Source organism: Paenibacillus oryzisoli (assembly GCF_001653565.1).
Classification (GTDB): Bacteria; Bacillota; Bacilli; order Paenibacillales; family NBRC-103111; genus Paenibacillus_E; species Paenibacillus_E oryzisoli.
Genome location: NZ_LYPB01000074.1, coordinates 163654 through 182738 on the forward strand (window position 1 = coordinate 163654; position 19085 = coordinate 182738).

23 protein-coding genes and 1 tRNA gene are annotated in these 19085 nt (G+C 42.6%); 3 read left to right on the forward strand and 21 right to left on the reverse strand.

What is annotated here, in order from left to right:
* Positions 1-140: 140 nt before the first annotated feature.
* From rpsR to rpsF, 3 genes are read right to left on the reverse strand one after another with little or no spacing between them, the layout of a single operon-like run.
* Positions 141-428 (reverse strand): 30S ribosomal protein S18, encoded by a 288-nt coding sequence (gene rpsR / locus A8708_RS20865; RefSeq protein WP_028557221.1) that lies wholly within the window; start codon positions 426-428, stop codon positions 141-143.
* A gap of 25 nt (positions 429-453) precedes the next feature.
* A complete protein-coding gene (ssb, locus tag A8708_RS20870) occupies positions 454-936 on the reverse strand; it encodes a single-stranded DNA-binding protein (protein WP_056622646.1) in 483 nt (160 codons plus the stop codon).
* A 34-nt stretch (positions 937-970) separates the two neighbouring features.
* Positions 971-1258, reverse strand: coding sequence for a 30S ribosomal protein S6 (gene rpsF, locus A8708_RS20875; protein WP_057314906.1), 288 nt, complete (start codon positions 1256-1258; stop codon positions 971-973).
* A 243-nt stretch (positions 1259-1501) separates the two neighbouring features.
* Between rpsF and A8708_RS20880 the strand changes: the two genes are divergently transcribed.
* Positions 1502-1693 (forward strand): YjzC family protein, encoded by a 192-nt coding sequence (locus tag A8708_RS20880; protein WP_028557224.1) that lies wholly within the window; start codon positions 1502-1504, stop codon positions 1691-1693.
* Positions 1694-1777: 84 nt separating this feature from the next.
* Here the strand turns inward: A8708_RS20880 and A8708_RS20885 are convergent, their stop codons facing one another.
* The 6 genes from A8708_RS20885 to A8708_RS20910 all read right to left on the reverse strand — a co-directional run bounded on the left by A8708_RS20885 (position 1778) and on the right by A8708_RS20910 (position 5086).
* Positions 1778-2638, reverse strand: coding sequence for a sugar phosphate isomerase/epimerase family protein (locus tag A8708_RS20885; protein ID WP_068667001.1), 861 nt, complete (start codon positions 2636-2638; stop codon positions 1778-1780).
* 333 nt (positions 2639-2971) lie between these two features.
* Positions 2972-3418: a hypothetical protein gene (locus tag A8708_RS20890; RefSeq protein WP_068667003.1), complete on the reverse strand. Its 447-nt coding sequence runs from the start codon at positions 3416-3418 to the stop codon at positions 2972-2974.
* Between the two features lie 179 nt (positions 3419-3597).
* A tRNA-Ser gene (locus A8708_RS20895) sits at positions 3598-3685 on the reverse strand.
* A gap of 74 nt (positions 3686-3759) precedes the next feature.
* Positions 3760-3975: a DUF951 domain-containing protein gene (locus A8708_RS20900; RefSeq protein ID WP_068667005.1), complete on the reverse strand. Its 216-nt coding sequence runs from the start codon at positions 3973-3975 to the stop codon at positions 3760-3762.
* Position 3976: 1 nt separating this feature from the next.
* Positions 3977-4831: a mechanosensitive ion channel family protein gene (locus A8708_RS20905; RefSeq protein WP_239696781.1), complete on the reverse strand. Its 855-nt coding sequence runs from the start codon at positions 4829-4831 to the stop codon at positions 3977-3979.
* A gap of 12 nt (positions 4832-4843) precedes the next feature.
* Positions 4844-5086, reverse strand: coding sequence for a DUF3343 domain-containing protein (locus A8708_RS20910; RefSeq protein WP_068667007.1), 243 nt, complete (start codon positions 5084-5086; stop codon positions 4844-4846).
* Between the two features lie 97 nt (positions 5087-5183).
* Here A8708_RS20910 and yyaC point away from each other — a divergent pair, with 97 nt between their 5' ends.
* The gene (gene yyaC, locus A8708_RS20915; RefSeq protein WP_068667009.1) at positions 5184-5807 is read left to right on the forward strand and encodes a spore protease YyaC; all 624 of its coding nucleotides are present in this window, start codon (positions 5184-5186) and stop codon (positions 5805-5807) included.
* Here the strand turns inward: yyaC and A8708_RS20920 are convergent.
* The 12 genes from A8708_RS20920 to rpmH all read right to left on the reverse strand — a co-directional run bounded on the left by A8708_RS20920 (position 5782) and on the right by rpmH (position 16932).
* On the reverse strand, positions 5782-6273 hold the full coding sequence (locus tag A8708_RS20920; protein WP_068667011.1) for a DUF4446 family protein: 492 nt from the start codon (positions 6271-6273) through the stop codon (positions 5782-5784). The genes yyaC and A8708_RS20920 overlap by 26 nt on opposite strands.
* Positions 6274-6288: 15 nt before the next feature.
* The gene (locus A8708_RS20925; protein WP_068667013.1) at positions 6289-7449 is read right to left on the reverse strand and encodes an aminotransferase class V-fold PLP-dependent enzyme; all 1161 of its coding nucleotides are present in this window, start codon (positions 7447-7449) and stop codon (positions 6289-6291) included.
* 210 nt (positions 7450-7659) lie between these two features.
* A complete protein-coding gene (locus A8708_RS20930; RefSeq protein ID WP_068667015.1) occupies positions 7660-8532 on the reverse strand; it encodes a ParB/RepB/Spo0J family partition protein in 873 nt (290 codons plus the stop codon).
* Positions 8529-9287 carry a ParA family protein gene (locus A8708_RS20935; RefSeq protein ID WP_068667017.1) on the reverse strand — a complete coding sequence of 253 codons (759 nt, stop codon included), beginning with the start codon at positions 9285-9287 and terminating at the stop codon, positions 8529-8531. Before A8708_RS20935 ends, A8708_RS20930 begins: the two co-directional genes overlap by 4 nt.
* Before the next feature lie 165 nt (positions 9288-9452).
* Positions 9453-10268: a nucleoid occlusion protein gene (gene noc, locus A8708_RS20940; RefSeq protein WP_068667019.1), complete on the reverse strand. Its 816-nt coding sequence runs from the start codon at positions 10266-10268 to the stop codon at positions 9453-9455.
* 452 nt (positions 10269-10720) lie between these two features.
* Positions 10721-11446, reverse strand: coding sequence for a 16S rRNA (guanine(527)-N(7))-methyltransferase RsmG (rsmG, locus tag A8708_RS20945; RefSeq protein WP_068667021.1), 726 nt, complete (start codon positions 11444-11446; stop codon positions 10721-10723).
* A gap of 4 nt (positions 11447-11450) precedes the next feature.
* The gene (gene mnmG, locus A8708_RS20950) at positions 11451-13346 is read right to left on the reverse strand and encodes a tRNA uridine-5-carboxymethylaminomethyl(34) synthesis enzyme MnmG (RefSeq protein WP_068667023.1); all 1896 of its coding nucleotides are present in this window, start codon (positions 13344-13346) and stop codon (positions 11451-11453) included.
* A gap of 46 nt (positions 13347-13392) precedes the next feature.
* Complete coding sequence (gene mnmE, locus A8708_RS20955; RefSeq protein WP_068667025.1) at positions 13393-14769, reverse strand: tRNA uridine-5-carboxymethylaminomethyl(34) synthesis GTPase MnmE; 1377 nt, start codon at positions 14767-14769, stop codon at positions 13393-13395.
* Between the two features lie 74 nt (positions 14770-14843).
* Entirely contained in the window at positions 14844-15461 is a 618-nt protein-coding gene (jag, locus tag A8708_RS20960) for an RNA-binding cell elongation regulator Jag/EloR (RefSeq protein ID WP_057314190.1), read from the reverse strand.
* Positions 15458-16231: a membrane protein insertase YidC gene (gene yidC / locus A8708_RS20965; RefSeq protein WP_068667027.1), complete on the reverse strand. Its 774-nt coding sequence runs from the start codon at positions 16229-16231 to the stop codon at positions 15458-15460. The genes jag and yidC overlap by 4 nt, the downstream gene beginning before the upstream one ends.
* A gap of 71 nt (positions 16232-16302) precedes the next feature.
* Complete coding sequence (gene rnpA / locus A8708_RS20970) at positions 16303-16662, reverse strand: ribonuclease P protein component (protein WP_068667057.1); 360 nt, start codon at positions 16660-16662, stop codon at positions 16303-16305.
* 135 nt (positions 16663-16797) lie between these two features.
* On the reverse strand, positions 16798-16932 hold the full coding sequence (gene rpmH / locus A8708_RS20975) for a 50S ribosomal protein L34 (protein ID WP_028557239.1): 135 nt from the start codon (positions 16930-16932) through the stop codon (positions 16798-16800).
* Positions 16933-17554: 622 nt separating this feature from the next.
* Between rpmH and dnaA the strand changes: the two genes are divergently transcribed.
* Positions 17555-18922 carry a chromosomal replication initiator protein DnaA gene (gene dnaA, locus A8708_RS20980; RefSeq protein WP_068667029.1) on the forward strand — a complete coding sequence of 456 codons (1368 nt, stop codon included), beginning with the start codon at positions 17555-17557 and terminating at the stop codon, positions 18920-18922.
* The last annotated feature ends 163 nt before the right edge of the window (positions 18923-19085 follow it).

Here is a 19085-nt window from a genome sequence, read left to right on the forward strand (position 1 = left end):
GTAGTTATTATTAATCTAGGTGTCTTGGGTCTGGTGGTGGCAAAAGAAGGCCAACGCCAAAGAAGCGAGCCCTTGTGGGCTCGCTTCTCGTTCATAATAAAAAGAGCAACCGGTTGCCCGATTGCTCTTTATTCCGAAACCTATTCCGTTGTGTAAGGAAGCAACGCGATTGTACGGGAACGCTTGATAGCGATCGTCAAAGCACGTTGGTACTTAGCGGAAGTTCCAGTTACACGTCTAGGAAGAATCTTCCCGCGCTCACTGATGAACTTTTTAAGAGTCTCGATATCTTTATAGTCAATGTGCTTGATTTTGTTTACTGTGAAGTAACAAACTTTACGGCGCTTGCCTTTACCGCCTTTGCCACGAGGAGCAAATTTGCGATCAGCACGATCATCACCATTGTTGTCTCTTTTTTGGAAAGCCATTGTGTCTCTTCAGTCCTTTCTACGTTTAAAATGGCAAATCATCATCGGAAATATCGATCGGTTTTCCGTCATCTATGAAAGGATCCTGCTGCTCGCGCGATCCACCGCCACGATTGCTGCTTCCGCCGCCGCTATAGCCGCCTGCATTTGCATTAGAGGATCCGCCTTCTTCGCGATTCCCGCCGCCGCTTGATTCAAGGAAACGTACATTGTCGGCAATAATTTCGGTCACGTAAACACGCTTTCCTTCATTGTTGTCGTAGTTACGCACTTGAATGCGTCCTTCAACTGCTGTTAAACGACCTTTACGCAAGTAATTCGCGCATGTTTCGGCAAGCTGCCTCCACGTGACGATATTGATAAAGTCCGCTTCACGTTCTTTCGAGCCACCGCTCGTGAAAGGACGATCTACAGCAAGTGTGAATTGGGTAACTGCTACCCCAGCTGGTGTATAACGAAGCTCTGGATCTCTGGTCAATCGACCGATAAGAATGACACGGTTCAACATGGAATAACCCTCCTGACGAAAATACTGGCATTGATTAAGCTACGTCGTTTACGATTAAGTGACGAATAACTTCGTCCGAAATCTTAAGTACGCGATCAAGTTCAGTTACAACAGCAGGTTCTGCGTTGAAGTGTACAAGCACGTAGTGCCCGTCACGGAACTTATTGATCTCATACGCAAGACGGCGTTTACCCATCAGGTCATGTTTGGAGATTTCTCCCCCACCGTTCGAGATGATGCCTTGAAACTTTTCAACCGTAGATTGAACAACTTCTTGCTCAACGTCAGTACGAATGATGTACATCAATTCATATTTGCGCATGTATTTCACCTCCTTTTGGACTAAGCGGCTCCTATTCAAACTTGCTAGGCAAGTGAAGGAGCAAGGAGCGAGGATTCTTATTCAAAACTCGCACCTGAATACTATAGCAAATCGGGCGATAAATTACAAGTTTCGATATTACGTTTTTTGGAGGAGGAAGCTGGTAAGAAATAAATTACATGCTCGGGCTAATTAAGGGCAATCTAACTACGATTGTTATTCTAATCAAGAGGTGATTCAGTCATGGGTGAATGGACACATTTTAATGAAGGCGATCATGTTCCGAACGACGGCGAATATATGGAAATTGGCGAGAATGCCTTCCATATGGGGATTAACAATCCCAAGACGGTTACATTGAGAAAAGGTGACACTTTTCCGGCAACGAGCAATCATAATCGCAAGTGGCATAAAAAAGGCGGCAAGCGGATGTAGCTTCTTCTATTAAAAAGTTTGAAAAGGCCGCCCCTGCAGTCGTAACTGACTGAGGGTCGGCCTCTATTTTATAGAGTCTACCTCTTACATAGGTATTTGGCCACTAGCCAGCTTCTGAGCAATTTGAAAATCATGCTGTAGACGTTCGAATCCGGATCCCTGCGTATGGCACTCCAACGTTACCCAGTCCTTATAACCGATTTCCCGCAGCGATTCAAACAATGCGCTATGATCCGCTTCGCCCTTACCCAACAGACAAGGCACGAAATTCTCTATGCCTCTGTGAGTCCTGTTCGAGAAAGCGCCTGGCTCACTGCCGTCCGAAGTCCTGCGTTCGTCTTTGACATGTACATGCTTCAAATGCTTGCCCAGCTTCTTCACCGATTCATACCCATAATCGGTATCTGTAATGTACATGTTGCCTGCATCATGGATAAAGCCGATTCGATCCATCTTTACGAGCTGAAGAAGCTTCAGCGCATCGTCCGCCGTCTCGACGAGAGATTCATTATGCAATTCCACCAGCACGTCCATGTTATATGCCTTCGCATCTTCGGCGCAACGCTCCAGCCAATAGGCGGCCTTTGCGTAATGGTACTCGTGCGCCAGGAAAGCATTAGGCCCTCCCGTCAATACGCGAATCATGGTAGCCCCTAACTGGTCTGCTGCCTCAAGCAAACGCCGGAAGTCATCGAAAGTCGCGGACGCTTCCTGATCGCTGATCGTTGAGAATCTGCCTGTATAGCTGGCTATAGCGGGAATAGCCAGCTGCAATTCTTCGGATAATGTGCGCAGTTCCTTCAGTCGGCTTCTGCTCGTCGTCGGCGACAGATGATGATCGCGGGCTGCAATCTCAATTCCGTCTAAGCCCAATTCCTTCGTAATCTTCATTGCCTCTTGTATACTGTGGTCCATCAACACACCGCTGAACGCTGCGAATTTCATTGGCTAGACTCCCTTCCTTCAACCAGCATGCTGGTATGAGATAATCGATTCATCTGGATACGGTTCTGTTGCCAGGTAGAGTGTCCACTACTATCGTCGCTCAAAACGCTCCACCACCTGTAATTGCCACAATTATAGCAATTTCTTACAAGGTATAGTTGACGTTTCTTTCGAACTACTTTTACATATTTTTCGTTCCAAAACCGCCTATTCGTAACATTAACCTCTTATAGACAGATTCCCATAAAAAAAGCAGCAGACTAGTTTATAGCCCACTGCTTCTCTCCTATTTCCTGTTAAAGCAACTCCAATTCAAAGGCCATCGACCAGACGCTACTTCTGAAATACACGCTTCTCCGAGATTTTGCCATCGCTAAAGAATACAATCTCCGCGTAATACCCTGGCTGATTCGTAATGACATACTGGTACGTCTTCTTCCCATTCTCATCCTTAACTAACACACCTTTGGTGCCTGTCTGTTTGACCACTTCATCGTAAGTCGCCGTCAAAGTGATCTTCTCAATTTGCTCCTTCGTTATCGGGGAAGGTGACTCTGCCGCACCAACGCCTGTAGTTCCCTTTGGTGTAGTTGTAGGTGCCGTTGTCACAGCACCTCCCCCATTCGTCCCACTAGGCGTCGCTGAGGCCCCTGCTGAGGGCTGTACCGTCGCACTTACTGTTGGACTAACTGTTGGGGTACTTGTCGACGTATCGTCCTTCTTAGAGCAGCCTGAGGCCATCACAGCAATCACTGCTAGAGTTAGCATCCATTTCTTCATATATCTCGTCCTCCTACATAGCGATTAGCCATAACCTAACTGTTAGGTTGCTTCAATTCTTTACTTTCTATCCCTTCCCTTTCATATAAACCATTAATGCGATGTCGAAACAGATAAATTAAAAAAGCCGCCCATACCCCCTAAGGATATAAACGGCTTTCATCTGGTGTGTTCTAGTACGGAAAGAGTGGGAGTCGAACCCACGCACGCCTCGCGACGCCTAACTGATTTCGAGTCAGCCCCCTTGGACCACTTGGGTACCTTTCCAAGAAATGAGAACAGGACTTATTGTATCAAAAAAGTCTGTCTCTCGCAAGTGCTTTCCTATATTTTATGAAAAGTTAGCTCGACTCTTCTTCTGTCACCGCACTACTGCGCAATATTTTTTTGAGCTTGCTTTCGAACTTCGTTCTCGGCACTAAGACACTGTGCTTACAGCCTACACATTTAATCCGAATATCCATCCCCATTCGAATAATTTCCATTTCATTTGTACCGCATGGATGGGGCTTTTTCATTTGTACAACATCGCCAAGTTGGTATTCCTTCTTATCCATCTTAGTTCCCCTCCACCTTTTCCTGTTTGATGCCATGGGTATCTAGATACTTCTTAATTTCTGCATTTAGAATTCGCCCAACTTCACCTTGTTTGTTCGGCGTACATTCTGCAATCACTCGTATCTTCAAATCCGTAGTACCAACCATCTGCACACCAAGTACTTGTGGGACTTTAACGATATTCTCTGTGCGCTCATACACTTCAGCAACAACTTCATTTAATAAGACTATCGCACGATCAATATCAGCGTCATAGGCGAGTGATACATCGACGATCGCAATCGAATTATAAGTGGAAAAGTTGGTCACTTGTTTAATGTTTCCGTTAGGGATGATGTGAACCTCACCGGTCCAGCTCTTGATCCGAGTCACACGAATGCCTATTTCCTCAACAGTTCCTTTGAATTGATCGATTTGAATCACATCGCCAACACCGAATTGATCTTCGAAGATAATAAAGAACCCTGTAATAACATCCTTCACCAAACTCTGTGCTCCAAACCCTATTGCTAGCCCAAGAACACCTGCTCCCGCGAGTAAGGGGCCTAAATTCAATCCGACTTGGCCCAAAATCAACATAATAGCAACTAGATTTACTGTATAAGCGATAAGATTATGTATTAGGATAGAAATCGTATTCGATCTTCGTCTATCAATCTTGAGCGGTGACTTCTCTCTCGCAATGACCATATGATCTATTGTTTTGTCAGCAACCTTGATGACAATTCTAGCAATGACATAGATAAGTATAATTTTAATAGCGATCCAAAATATCGAGGCAACAATTTCAGGTTTACTAACATGCTCCCGAATCCAATGCATCAAATCTTCAAAATAATGTGTTTCAAAAGCCACTAGTAAGCCTCCTTACTTTTCTACTATGGTACCATATCCATCTTCTTTTTTAAAATAAATGCCTCTGATCTCGACGTTCTCGCTCTCTATAATCTCTTGAACTCGCATAAGATCTGCTCCTGGGAATTCAATAGAAAGCGCGCACCCTGCTGTAATTTCTTTCGGTGTAGGCCTGATATCGATCTCAATATCTGCATATTCTAGCAACATCTCAGCTCGTAGTGCTTGTTGGGTAGAATCGAAAGCTAGCAACATAATAGAAAATTCCAGAGAAACCTCTCCTCTCTACGTATAAATGTGCCTCTCTCTCCATATACTAGTAAAAAAAGATGGACTACTTTGGAGGGATATCATGAAATTCAACTTTGGATTCGACGGCGATAAAACCCCAGTACAAGAACCTTTGAAAATTCAACATACCGATTCCAACACGCCGCATCTTCTCGCTAAGCATTTGCAATCTATTTTCAGTAAACTACCAACCTATCAACCTATCGTTGTCATTTGCGTAGGAACAGATCGTTCAACAGGTGATGCGCTCGGACCTCTCGTTGGCTCTCATTTAAATCGTACGACCACACTTCGCAATCTACATTTGTTCGGCACCTTAGATGAACCTGTCCATGCAATGAATTTAGCTGAAACCGTTGAAACCATTCACAAGCAATTCCAGAACCCCTTCATCGTTGCTGTCGATGCATGTTTAGGGCAAGTTGCCAGTGTCGGCTGCATTCAAGTCGCTCATGGGCCACTCAAGCCAGGTGCCGGAGTCAACAAAGATTTGCCTCCTGTTGGTGATATTCATGTGACTGGGATTGTTAACGTTGGCGGCTTCATGGAATATTTCGTCTTGCAAAATACGCGGCTTAGCCTCGTTATGAATATGGCGACTGTCATTGGCGATGCCCTCTACGCTTCGATAAGACGGACACAATCCTTTGCACCAAGTGCTACGACTGCTTTAAAGTTTGAGTAAGTGTTTCCTTCTCTTCTGGACTTAGCGTGTAGCTAGATTGCCCCTTTGCGATTGGCTTAGCATATACATACATTTGCTCTCGACTATGTATGCCAGTAATGATCACACCATCTTGCTCTTCGTTCAGCATCGCCAACGAGAAACTGAGATCACTACCTCCTTCATTGAAGGCATTGTAGCGACGAACTTTTATATTCGATGTCATCTTCTTCATGGACTGCTGAATAGTAGAGATTTGGGTCGAGGCCTTTACGGATTCGGCCTTTTGCTCATTCAGCGCATTCTGCATATCAATGAGTAACTGCTCCATGTTCTCCGCACTTGAGCCATTCATCATTCGTGTGTATCGTTTCCTCAAGGATGACAAACGAATTGAAATAATGATAACCATAACCAACAATACTAGAATGAATGCGAAACAAACTAACATTACGTATTCTGCATTCAAGCCAAACAGTTCCCCCATGCCTTAACCCTCTTTCTACTTCGCATATTGCGCTTGAATCTCTTTGACAGCTTCAATGAGTGCTGTTATTTCTTCGTCCGTCGTAAAATACCCGATACTCGACCGTACAGCTCCTTTGGCCAAACTGCCGGCAACTTCATGTGCAAGTGGCGTACAATGATAGCCCGAACGTACGGCAATTTGGAATGACTGGTCGAGGATGAAAGCAACTTCCGATGAATCCACATCTTGAATGTTAAAGGAAACGATTCCTGTTTTATTTTGTCCAAGCTTCGGCCCTAGAATCGTAACTCCTTCAATTCCCAGTAGCCCTTCCATTAATTGTTGCGTATGCGCCCATTCTTTCGCATGAATCTTGTCCACGGTTTCCCCTAGGATGAACTTGACACCTTCATTCAACCCAGCGATGCCTGGCGTGTTCTGAGTCCCTGCTTCATAACGATCAGGCCGTACCGTCGGCTGGCGAATGGCCTCTGATTGACTGCCCGTACCACCATGCAGCAATGGTTCCAAATCAATATCCGGATGGGTGTATAGCCCACCCGTCCCTTGAGGCCCCAGGAGCCCCTTGTGGCCCGGGAAGGCGAGCATGTCGATATTCATATCTGCGACATGAATTGGCAGTACACCGGCGCTCTGAGCCGCGTCTACAAGCAGCTTCGCACCATGGCTTCTACAGAGCTCCCCAATCTCTCCAATTGGCATAATTGTGCCTAATAGATTAGAGCTGTGAGTTACCACAACGAGTGTCGTATTCGAGCGGAACGCTTCTTTCAACTCATTTAATTGCATACTCCCCTGCTCATCATGTGTCAAATAAGTAAGCTCAACACCAGCAGAGGCTTTTAAATATTCTAGCGGTCTTCTCACCGAATTGTGTTCAACATGCGTACAAATCACATGATCACCAGGCTTAACAAACCCTTTGATCGCTTGGTTTAGTGCATGTGTTGTATTAAGTGCAAATGAAATATCGTTTGGGTTTTTCACACCGAATAACTTAGCTAGATTCTTCCTTGCCTCGAACAACGTGCGGCTTGCCTTCACAGCCATCTGATGGCTGCCTCTGCCAGGATTAGCTGCATACTCCTGCATGCATTGCATCATGGCATCCATTACCGCTGGTGGCTTTGGCCACGAAGATGCTGCTTGATCGAAATACATTACGTCTTTCATGTCTCCAGCCCCTTTCGAGAAATCCCTACTCTGTAGCAGATCCTTCATGAATGAGACGTCTGCTTTCAGAAGTAGGTTCTACAAATCCATCCATATGGTCAAAAAGATAGCATACCTTAGTTTGTTCCTTCTGTTCGAAAGAAAAACATAGGAGACAATCCGTTCATAATTAATGAACAGACAGCCTCCCCATAGGTACGCTAGCAATTTCTAAGAGATTTTACCTTGCAACAGCTCTAGCAGTCGGTTGAGATCGTCCTTTGAATAATAGAGCAACTCGATCTTTCCTTTATCCTGCTGACTCTTAATTTTCACGGATGTCCGATAAATGTCTCGCAATTGCTCTTCTGCTTGATTAATATACGGATCTCTATTCTTTTCTTTTTGTTTCGTCTTTTCCTTCTCAGGACCAGGTGGTTCTTCTAGCATTTTAATTGCTTCTTCAAGCTCTCTAACACTCCACTGTTTAGAAATTGTCGATTCTGCCAGTTCTTTCTTAACCTTATCATCCTTCACACCAACAATTGCTCTCGCATGTCCCATGGATAATGTTCCACGTGAAACATATTGTTTGATCGATTCAGGAAGGGAAAGCAATCTTAGGAAATTGGCGATGTGAGATCTACTCTTACCGACTTTCGCAGAAAGCTCCTCTTGTGTCAGGGAGAACTGATCAATGATGCCTTGGTAAGCAAAAGCGATCTCGAGTGCATTAAGATCCTCACGTTGCACGTTCTCAATCAAAGCAATCTCCATCACCTGTTGATCAGAAAGAATGCGTTCAACAGCAGGGATCGTAGGCGTTCCTGCAACTTGTGAAGCACGGAAACGACGTTCCCCTGCGATGATCTCATAGCCCTTAAGAACCTTCCGAACAATGATGGGCTGAATGACACCATGCTCTTTGATCGACTCTGAAAGTTCTTTAATACTATCCTCATTAAAATGCTTTCTAGGTTGATAGGGATTGGCTCTCAATTGAGCCAGTGGAATCTGAATGACTTTATCGCTCTCATCAATATGCAAGGATGTGATTAATGCGTCTAATCCTTTACCTAAACCTTTAGAGAGGCCTTTGGTCATACTGAGATCACTTCCTTAGCTAGTTCTAAATAAACTTCTGCGCCTTTTGATCTAGGATCATACGTAATAATGGATTGCCCATGACTTGGAGCTTCACTCAATCGTACATTCCGAGGAATAATCGTTTGATAAACCTTTGTTTGGAAATACTTTTTAACTTCTTCAATAACCTGAATACCTAAGTTCGTTCTTGCATCAAACATCGTCAATAGGACGCCTTCAATTTGAAGTCCTGTATTTAAATGCTTTTGCACCAAACGCACCGTGTTCAGAAGTTGGCTTAAACCTTCTAATGCGTAGTATTCACATTGAATGGGAATAATGACGGAATCCGCGGCAGTTAAAGAGTTGATCGTTAAAAGGCCAAGTGACGGAGGGCAATCTATCAAAATATAATCATATAAGTGTTTGACAAGTTGAAGTGATTTCTTTAATCGAACTTCTCTTGAAATGGTTGGAACCAATTCAATTTCTGCACCAGCCAATTGAATCGTCGCCGGAACAATTTTGAGGTTCGGTACATTCGTATCAAACGTCGCATCTTTGGGATGCACATCATTAATCAGGACATCGTAGATGCAATTTGTAACATCAGCTTTATTGATACCAATACCACTTGTTGTGTTCCCTTGAGGGTCAATATCAACCAAAAGAACGCGTTTACCAAGCGAAGCTAATGAAGCGCCTAGATTCACAGAAGTCGTCGTCTTGCCGACGCCACCCTTCTGATTCGTTATTGCAATAATTTTAGACAAAACCGTTTCACCTCTATCGCTTATGTTCCATAATGCTATTTAACAAGCAGTAGTACTATCTTACCATATCTATCAACTAGTTACCTTATGAATATTTGATAGATTCGTGCCATTAGATGCAAAAAAAACGGCTTGCGCCGTTTTTAGGTAACAGGAATGCCTAAATTATCGCTTAGGTATCTTAATTATAATTTCATAGTGATCTTCGTGATCTTGCTCTGACTTATCAATATTTAATCCGGAACTCGTAACCATTTCAACTGATTGTCGGATCGTATTCAATGCCAGCCTAACATCTTTCGTAAAAGATACTCGGCGCGTTTTCTTAATCTTTGCAGCTTCTTTCAAGAAACTAATTCTAATTTCTGTTTGCTTTACGTTTAGTTCTTTCGTGATAATCTCTTCTAGCAACTTTACCTGCTGCTCTTCTTGATCAAGAGCTAATAAAGCTCGAGCGTGACGTTCCGTAATTTTGCGTTCCATGAGTGCTAGTTTAACAGGTTCGGATAATTGTAATAAACGGATCTTATTCGCAATGGTGGACTGACTTTTACCCAGTCGCTGAGCAAGACTCTCCTGGGTAAGATCGTGCATCTCAATCAATTGATGGTAAGCTGCAGCTTCTTCAATCGCAGTAAGCCCTTCACGCTGCAGATTTTCAATAAGGGCAATAGATGCCGCTTGTGAATCATTAAAGTCTCGAACAATAGCTGGTATTGTATCAAGCCCTAGTTTTTTCACAGCACGTAAACGACGTTCGCCTGCGATCAATTCAAATGTATTATTTTTGACTCGAACAACAATAGGTTGAATGATCCCATGTGTGCGAATGGTTTGACATAGTTCATCAATTCGATCATCATCGAATAACGTTCTTGGCTGATAGGGACTTGGAATAATACTATTTACGGGTATGTTTTTGACCTCATCCGTCGTTGAACGATCTGCAAGGCCAAATAGCTTCGATATTTGTTCTTTCATAGGAAAACTTACCACCAACTCTTCCCGTAGTTTAAGCGATCAGTACAGTTACAATAAACGGACCCAGCGCCTGTACAAGGTAAAAAGATCATTTCGCCGTTTCGAGACGATGTCATTCATGCTGTCTGATTCTAGTAAATTTAATCTATCAATTGCACATATCCAACAATAACATTACAAATGAGAAAACCTCTATCGAGGCTATTCAATGATGAGCGACCGCGTTTTAAGGAGGAGAGACTTTGGTCTCCGCCCAAAGATACCTATATATGGTTTTATCGCCAATAAGGAAGCTGTTTTCGAGCGCCGAAAACTTATACTTTCTTATTGGTAAAGGTAAGGCAAAGCCAGTAAATGACTGGCTCTCACCTTATATATGTATTCTCCATCGAAGGCCATAATCCTTCTAAATAACAGGAAAGCTACCAAATGTTTCACGTGAAACATTTGTATTATTTGAAGAGTGGCTCCTTTAAAGGAAGCCCCGCTTTTCTAGGATATTTAGCTGGCGTAGCAGCTGTTTTCTGTATTTCAACAAAGTGTCTTACTGATTCTTCAATAGGTAAAATCATTCGATAAACCTTCGTTACTTTGCCCCGCAGCTCTACTAAACTAAATGATGAATCTTTAATCTCTTCATCCACTTCAGAGCCTTTCATCGCAATGAAAGTACCTCCGCTCTTGGCAAATGGAAGACAGAACTCATTAAGCACTTGCAGTTTCGCAACAGCTCTAGCTGTAACAAGATCAAAGCGGTCACGATACCGAGGTAACCTAGCTACATCCTCTGCTCTACCGTGAACACAATCCATCTCGCTTAAGCCGAGTTGGGAAACTATTTCTTTTAAAAAGAGGATACGTTTATTCAAAGAATCAACAATAGTAACTTGTAGATGGGGAAATGCAATTTTAAGAGGTATGCTAGGGAATCCTGCACCAGACCCGATATCAGCAAGGGAGGTAACCCTCCCCATATCGAAATTGAAAGCCACAGAAAGAGAATCATAGAAATGTTTAAGATAAACTTGATCTCTCTCTGTGATACCAGTTAAATTCATTTTTTCATTCCACTCTACGAGCGTCTTGTAGTACTGTTCAAATTGCTCTAACTGTCTCGTAGAAAGTGTGATATTCTCTTGAGCTAATAACGCTGTGAACTGCTGCTGAATAGCATCCATATCTTTAACCTCTAGCCGCTATGACTCTATTGTAATGTTCGAGATATACAAGCAAGATTGAGATATCTGATGGCGTAACGCCGCTGATACGGGAAGCTTGGCCAATTGAGATTGGGCGAATTTTTGCGAGCTTTTGTTTCGCTTCTGTAGCAATCCCATGAATCTCACTGTACTCGATATCATCAGGGATTTTTTTCTTTTCCATTTTGCGTAAACGTTCAACCTGATTACTTTGCTTTTCAATATATCCCGCATATTTAACTTGAATCCCAACTTGCTCCTTCATATCTTCATCTAAGTCAAAAGGAGATACTGTCATCTGTTCTATATGTTTATATTCAATCTCAGGACGACGCAGCAAGGAAATCGCAGGTACTGAGTTTGTTAACTCCACACTTTCCAAGCTTTGAAGTAATTCTTGAACATGAGGCTCTGGCCTCACCTTCACTTCAGATAGACGTTCAATTTCTTGCTCGATCAATGATTTTTTATTTAAAAATCTCGCGTAACGCTCCTCAGAAATCAGACCAATTTCATGACCAATAGGCGTCAAGCGAAGATCTGCATTGTCATGACGAAGCAACAAGCGATATTCTGCACGAGAAGTAAGCAAGCGATACGGCTCACTCGTACCTTTCGTTACAAGATCATCGATAAGAACGCCAATGTAACCTTCCGAACGTTCCAATACAATGGCTTCCTTCTCTTGGACTTTACGCGCGGCATTAATACCAGCCATAACACCTTGACCAGCAGCCTCTTCGTATCCAGAAGTGCCATTAATTTGCCCAGCTGTAAATAACCCACTAACAAGCTTCGTTTCCAATGATGGTTTCAATTGCGTTGGTACTACCGCGTCGTACTCGATCGCATAACCCGTCCGCATCATTTCTACTTTTTCCAACCCAGGAATAGAACGGAGAATGCCCAACTGTACATCTTCCGGCATACTTGTAGAGAGACCTTGTACATAATACTCTGACGTACTGTGACCTTCAGGCTCTAAGAAAATTTGATGCTTCGGCTTATCGCTGAAACGAACAATTTTATCTTCAATAGAAGGACAGTATCTAGGACCGGTCCCTTCAATCGCACCTGAGAACATCGGAGCACGATGCAAATTATCATTAATAATCTGATGAGTTTCGGCAGACGTATAAGTCAACCAGCATGGAAGCTGCTCATTGTGATTGGAGCCGTACTTCGTTTCGAAGGAGAAAAACTTCGGCTGCTCGTCGCCTGGTTGAATTTCCGTTTTGCTAAAATCAATCGTATCTTTATGAACACGAGGTGGCGTACCTGTTTTGAAACGAACGAGATCGAACCCTAACTTACGTAAAGACTCGGATAATTTAACGGACGGTTGTTGATTATTAGGTCCACTCTCGTACATCAGTTCGCCCATGATGACTTTCCCACGCAAATACGTACCCGTTGTCAGTACAATAGACTTTGCGTAATACTCAGCACCTGTTTTGGTAATTAGTCCTTTACAAACACCATTTTCAACGATAAGTTCTTCAGCCATCCCTTGACGTAAAGTCAAATTAGGAGTAGCTTCGATCGTTTCTTTCATTTTGTGCTGATACGAAAATTTATCGGCCTGAGCGCGCAGTGCGTGAACAGCAGCACCCTTGCCTGTATTCAACATACGAAGTTGAATGTATGTCTTATCAATGTTACGGCCCATCTCACCACCAAGCGCATCGATCTCCCGAACAACGTGTCCTTTCGCTGGACCACCGATGGACGGGTTACAAGGCATGAAAGCAACCATATCTAAATTGATCGTTAGTAGCAATGTATTGCAACCCATGCGAGCTGATGCTAACGCAGCCTCACATCCTGCATGACCAGCACCGATAACGATAACGTCATATTCTCCTGCGTGATATCCCATAGAAACGTCCCTCCCTCTTTTATGAAAACGCAAATGCTGTCGATTTTCATTTTCCTAAGCAGAATTGTGTAAAAATTTGATCGATTAGGGACTCCCCTACGGAATCACCGATAATCTCCCCTAACTGCTCCCAGGCAGCTCGGATATCAATTTGAATCATATCAATCGGCACATATTGCTCATTCGCATCTAAGGCATCCTGCAAGGAACGCTTGGCTTGCTTCAACAAGGAAATATGGCGAACATTACTCACATATGTTAAATCACTGGATTCGAGCTTTCCTTCAAAGAAAATTGCAGCGATCGCTTTTTCCAAATCCTCAATACCTTTGTTCTCAACCAGGGAAAGTTCCACAATACGTTCTTGTGCGAAATAGCTCAGCACCTGTTCTACATCTAATTTACGTTCCAGATCAATCTTATTCAGAATAACGATTGTTTGTTTATCGGCCAACTGCTTCATTAATGCAATCTCGTCGAGTTGAAGCTCATCATTACTATTCAACACCAGTAGAATAAGATCAGCTTCCGCTAATGCGGTCTTTGAACGTTCCACACCAATTTGTTCCACAATATCCGATGTTTCGCGAATTCCCGCTGTATCCAACAGCTTCAACGGAATACCACCAATATTAACAAACTCCTCGATAACATCCCGTGTTGTACCTGGAATATCCGTAACAATAGCTCGATTCTCTTGAGCTAATTCATTTAACAATGACGACTTCCCAACATTAGGTTTGCCGACAATTGCCGTCTCAATGCCCTCACGCAAAATTTTACCTTGTTCTGCGGTCACCAATAAACGATCAATATCCAGCATGACCGTATCACACTTCGTCTTAATGAAAGCATTCGTCATTTCCTCTACATCATGTTCAGGGTAGTCAATGTTCACCTCGACATGGGCCATTAACTCCACCAGAATGTAACGCAAATGCTTAATCTGTTTCGATAAATTGCCTTCTACCTGCTTTAAGGCTACCTTAAAAGCTCGATCCGACTTAGCCCGAATTAAGTCAATAACCGCTTCCGCTTGCGTTAAGTCAATACGACCATTCAAGAAAGCACGCTTTGTAAACTCACCGGGCTCTGCTAAGCGAACCCCTTGTACTAGCAGTAAATCAAGCACTTTCTTAACGGAGACAATGCCTCCGTGACAACTAATTTCAACAACATCCTCCATTGTGAAGGATCGCGGAGCTTTCATTAACGTAACTAGAACCTCCTCTACCTTTTCGGCGGAAGCAGGTTCTATTATGAATCCATAATGTACCGTATGCGTGTCAGCAACAGATAATTTCGTTTTGGAGCGGAAAATACGTTCAACGTATGTGACAGAATCCTCGCCGCTCACACGAATAACCGCTATCCCACCCTCACCAAGCGGTGTAGAAATAGCAGCAATCGTATCATTTAACATAGTATTTGCACCTCGAATTTACCTCATTCTAAAGAAAAAGCAATGACATATGAACCAAGTCATTGCGATCTGTGTTATTTAACAGCGATGACAACCCGACGATTCGGTTCCTCGCCTTTACTATACGTTTTGATAACGGGATGGCCTTGTAATTCAGCATGAATAATCTTACGTTCCTGCGAATTCATAGGCTCCAAAATAACTTCTTTTTTCGACTTGATTACGCGATTAGCCAGTCTTAACGCCAGCTCTTCCAACGTCTTCTTCCGTCGATCACGGAAATTCTCCGCATCTAAGATGATGCGGAAATGAGAATTCGCATAACGATTACCAACAATATTAACTAAATACTGAAGCGCATCGAGTGTTTGTCCTCTTTTTCCGATCAAAATACCTAATTCCGAGCCACTCATGTTTAAGATATAGCCTTCACGATCTTTATGCGTATCTATGGTGATGGAAATTTGCATCGCTTCGAACATATCTTGTAAGAAAGCTATCGCTTCCTCAAGTGGATCGGGTATCAATTCGAGCTCAACCTTCGCAACTCTGGATCCAATAAACCCGAACAACCCTCGTGAGGGCTGTTCCAAAATATGAATATGTACACGATCCTCCGAAACTTGCCATTGATCTAGACCAGATTTAACTGCTAGCTCAATTGTCTTTCCAGTCACCACGATTTTCTTCATTTAGACAGGCCACCCTTATTATTTTGAGATCCAGGCTTTTTTTGTGAACCAGGAGCACCATAGATGAAATAAGACTGAACGATTGTGAAAATGTTACCGTAAATCCAGTATAACGGAAGTGCCGATGCAAAGTTCATGGACATAACAAAAATCATGACCGGGAAAATGTACATTAAGCTTTTCATTTGTTGATTCATTTGGGAAGACATGAACATTTGTTGAATGAACGTCGTAGCCGCGGCAATCAACGGTAAGATGTATAAGTGATCCGGTTTACCAAGATTCAACCATAAGAACGTGTGCTCATGGATCTCTTGGTTACGCATAATCGCCTGGTAAAGAGCAATTAGAATTGGCATTTGTACGATGATTGGAAAACAACCAGCTAACGGATTAACACCATTCTGTTGGAATAGTTTCATCGTTTCTTCTTGTTGTTTTTTTGCATCATCTTTATATTTCTCTTTAAGCTTCTTCATTTCAGGCTGCAGATCCTGCATCCGTTTGGAGCTTTTGTATTGCTTAAGCGTAAGCGGCAAAATAATCAATCGAATAATCAATGTAACAACCAAAATGGATAATCCATATTGACCCCATAGATGATCGGCGAACCAGTCAAGCGTTTGTGAAAGCGGGTACGTAAAGTACTTCGTAAAAAAATTAGCCGTGTTCAGGTCGATTGGCGCAGATGCTGCATTTGACGGGCTACATCCGGACAAAAGTAAAATCACCGAAGAAAGTGCTACTAGCATATAAATTCGACGAGTCAAAATGAGATCCTCCTAAATGTCTTTTCCAAGATAAACTATAACACATCTTCAGTCCGCAAGGAAATATTGCATTACTTTTTCATAGCGTCATTTTTTTTAAATAAAGAAGCTTTACGAATGACATGCCAGATACTCTTCTCCATGTCCGCGTAGGCCATATCAACAACCGGTTTTCTAGCCAACAAAATATAATCATATTGAGGTGTCATATGTTCTTTTTTCAAACGAATAATTTCCTTCATCATTCGCCTCAAACGATTACGTACAACCGCATTCCCAATTTTCTTGGAAACTGAAACCCCGAACCGAAAAGCTTCTGCTTTAGGCTGCGGCAAATAATATAGTACGAATTGCTGATTGGCCATCGATTTCCCATAGCGATACACCTTACTAAAGTCTTCTCTTTTTGCTAACCGATATAGTTTCTCCACAGCCATGTACACTCCAGACAGATCACATTCATTAATTGAAAGAACACTACATATCTAATCTAGTTTTAACAAAACCAGTTCAATGTAAACCGTGCAGCAATATGCAAAAAAAAAAGCCCCTTTCGGAGCCTCTTCTTACGCGCTAAGAACTTTTCTTCCTTTAAGACGACGAGCTTGTAGAACTTTACGACCGTTCTTCGTGCTCATTCTTTTACGGAAACCATGGTTCTTCTTACGCTTTCTCGTATTCGGGTTAAATGTTGGACCCATCTATAGCACCTCCCTACCTGGCTGAGGATATCCATCCTACAAAATTTCTACTACTCATTAAATCATTTTCGGAGAAGAAAGTCAACCTACCCAAGTGTGCAGTATTTGGAGAGCTGATTACTTCCGCAAGTGTCAAAGAATAAGCTGTGTATAAAGTTTTGACGAGAAAGAACTAACTTTGTCGAAAATCAACAGAATATCAACAATATCTTGTGTTGTGAACAATTTCTACCCACAAGTTGTTGTTATTGTGGATAATGCGAAACAATCCGTTGATTAACAGGGTATCTTTTGTTAAGATAGTAATGTTTCTGCTGTGGATATACGCCACTAATCCTCCAAGTTATCAACAACCTGTGGATAACAATGTGCACAAACTTCCCTCTACAAGAATAAGTCATTTCAATGGATACTTAATAATGTGGATAAAACCGACAAAAGTCATCCTTTTTTGACCCCGCCGATATTAGATTCTTTTAGACGATATTTGGGCACGCTATATGCTAACTACCCATTCTTCGAGATCCCTACGTGAATTGTTTCCTTCACGTTTTATCCATAAATCATAACCATGTAATCCTTGGCCTATGCCACATGTTTGATTCAAAAGGAGTGAAGTACTGTGGAAGGCCATTCTGCGGACCTTTGGCAACAAATTTTAACGATTATTCAAACCAAGCTCAGTAAACCAAGTTTCGACACCTGGCTCAAATCGACGAAGGCCACTGTATTCAACGATTCGACAGTCATTATTTGTGCGCCTAATAATTTTGCGCAGGAATGGCTAGAGAGTAGATACACGAAGCTAATCGAAGGAACGATCTATGATTTTACGGGAAAGCATGTATCCGTTAAATTCGTCATCGAGACTGAAGAACAGAAATCGCAATCGCTGCAAGCTATTCAACCGGTTGTCATTCCACCCAAAGGTCCAGCGATTGTTGCTGGTGAAGAAAACTTTACAAGTATGATGAACGCTAGGTACACATTTGATACTTTCGTCATCGGATCAGGTAATCGCTTTGCTCATGCTGCGTCCCTTGCAGTAGCTGAAGCTCCGGCAAAAGCGTATAATCCCCTCTTTTTATATGGGGGCGTTGGACTAGGTAAAACTCATCTCATGCATGCGATCGGACATTATGTACTCGAACATAACCCTGGTTCTCGGGTTCTATATATATCTTCCGAAAAGTTTACGAATGAATTTATCAATGCCGTCCGTGATAATCGCGGGGAAGGATTTCGTAATAAATACCGAACCATTGATGTATTGCTCATCGATGATATTCAATTTCTTGCGGGGAAAGAAGGAACGCAGGAAGAGTTTTTCCACACATTTAACGCGCTTCATGAAGAAGGAAAGCAAATTATTATTTCAAGTGATCGTCCGCCAAAAGAGATTCCAACCCTGGAAGATCGCTTACGATCACGTTTTGAATGGGGACTTATTACGGATATTCAACCACCGGATTTAGAAACACGTATCGCGATTCTGCGCAAAAAGGCTAAAGCCGAGAATCTAGAGATTCCGAATGAAGCTATGATCTATATCGCGAACCAAATTGATACAAACATTCGAGAGCTAGAAGGTGCCTTAATACGCGTAGTCGCCTACTCGTCCCTTATTAATCAAGATATTAGCGTCCATTTAACAGCTGAAGCGTTGAAAGATATCATCCCATCGAACCGACCAAGAGTCATCACGATACAGGATATTCAAGCGCGAGTTGGAGAATTCTATGGTTTAAAGCTAGAGGATTTCAAAGCGCGTAAACGAACAAAAGCCGTGGCTTTCCCAAGGCAAGTAGCCATGTACCTTGCACGGGAACTCACAGACTTCTCTTTGCCGAAAATCGGAGATAATTTTGGGGGTCGCGATCATACAACCGTCATACATGCGCATGAGAAAATTGTACAGCAGCTCAAAGTGGATCAAGAATTATATAAGATTGTCCATAACTTAACGGAACGCATCAAAAACCCCTCTTAATAACATCACTTTTTCCATAAGCCTATGCACAATCTATTCACATGTGGATAGGCTTGCTCTATCTCAGGTTCATCCACATATCCACATATCCAGAGCCCCTACTGCTATTACTAATAAAGAATGTTATTATATAATGATTATGCTAACGCATCGTAAAAAAAGA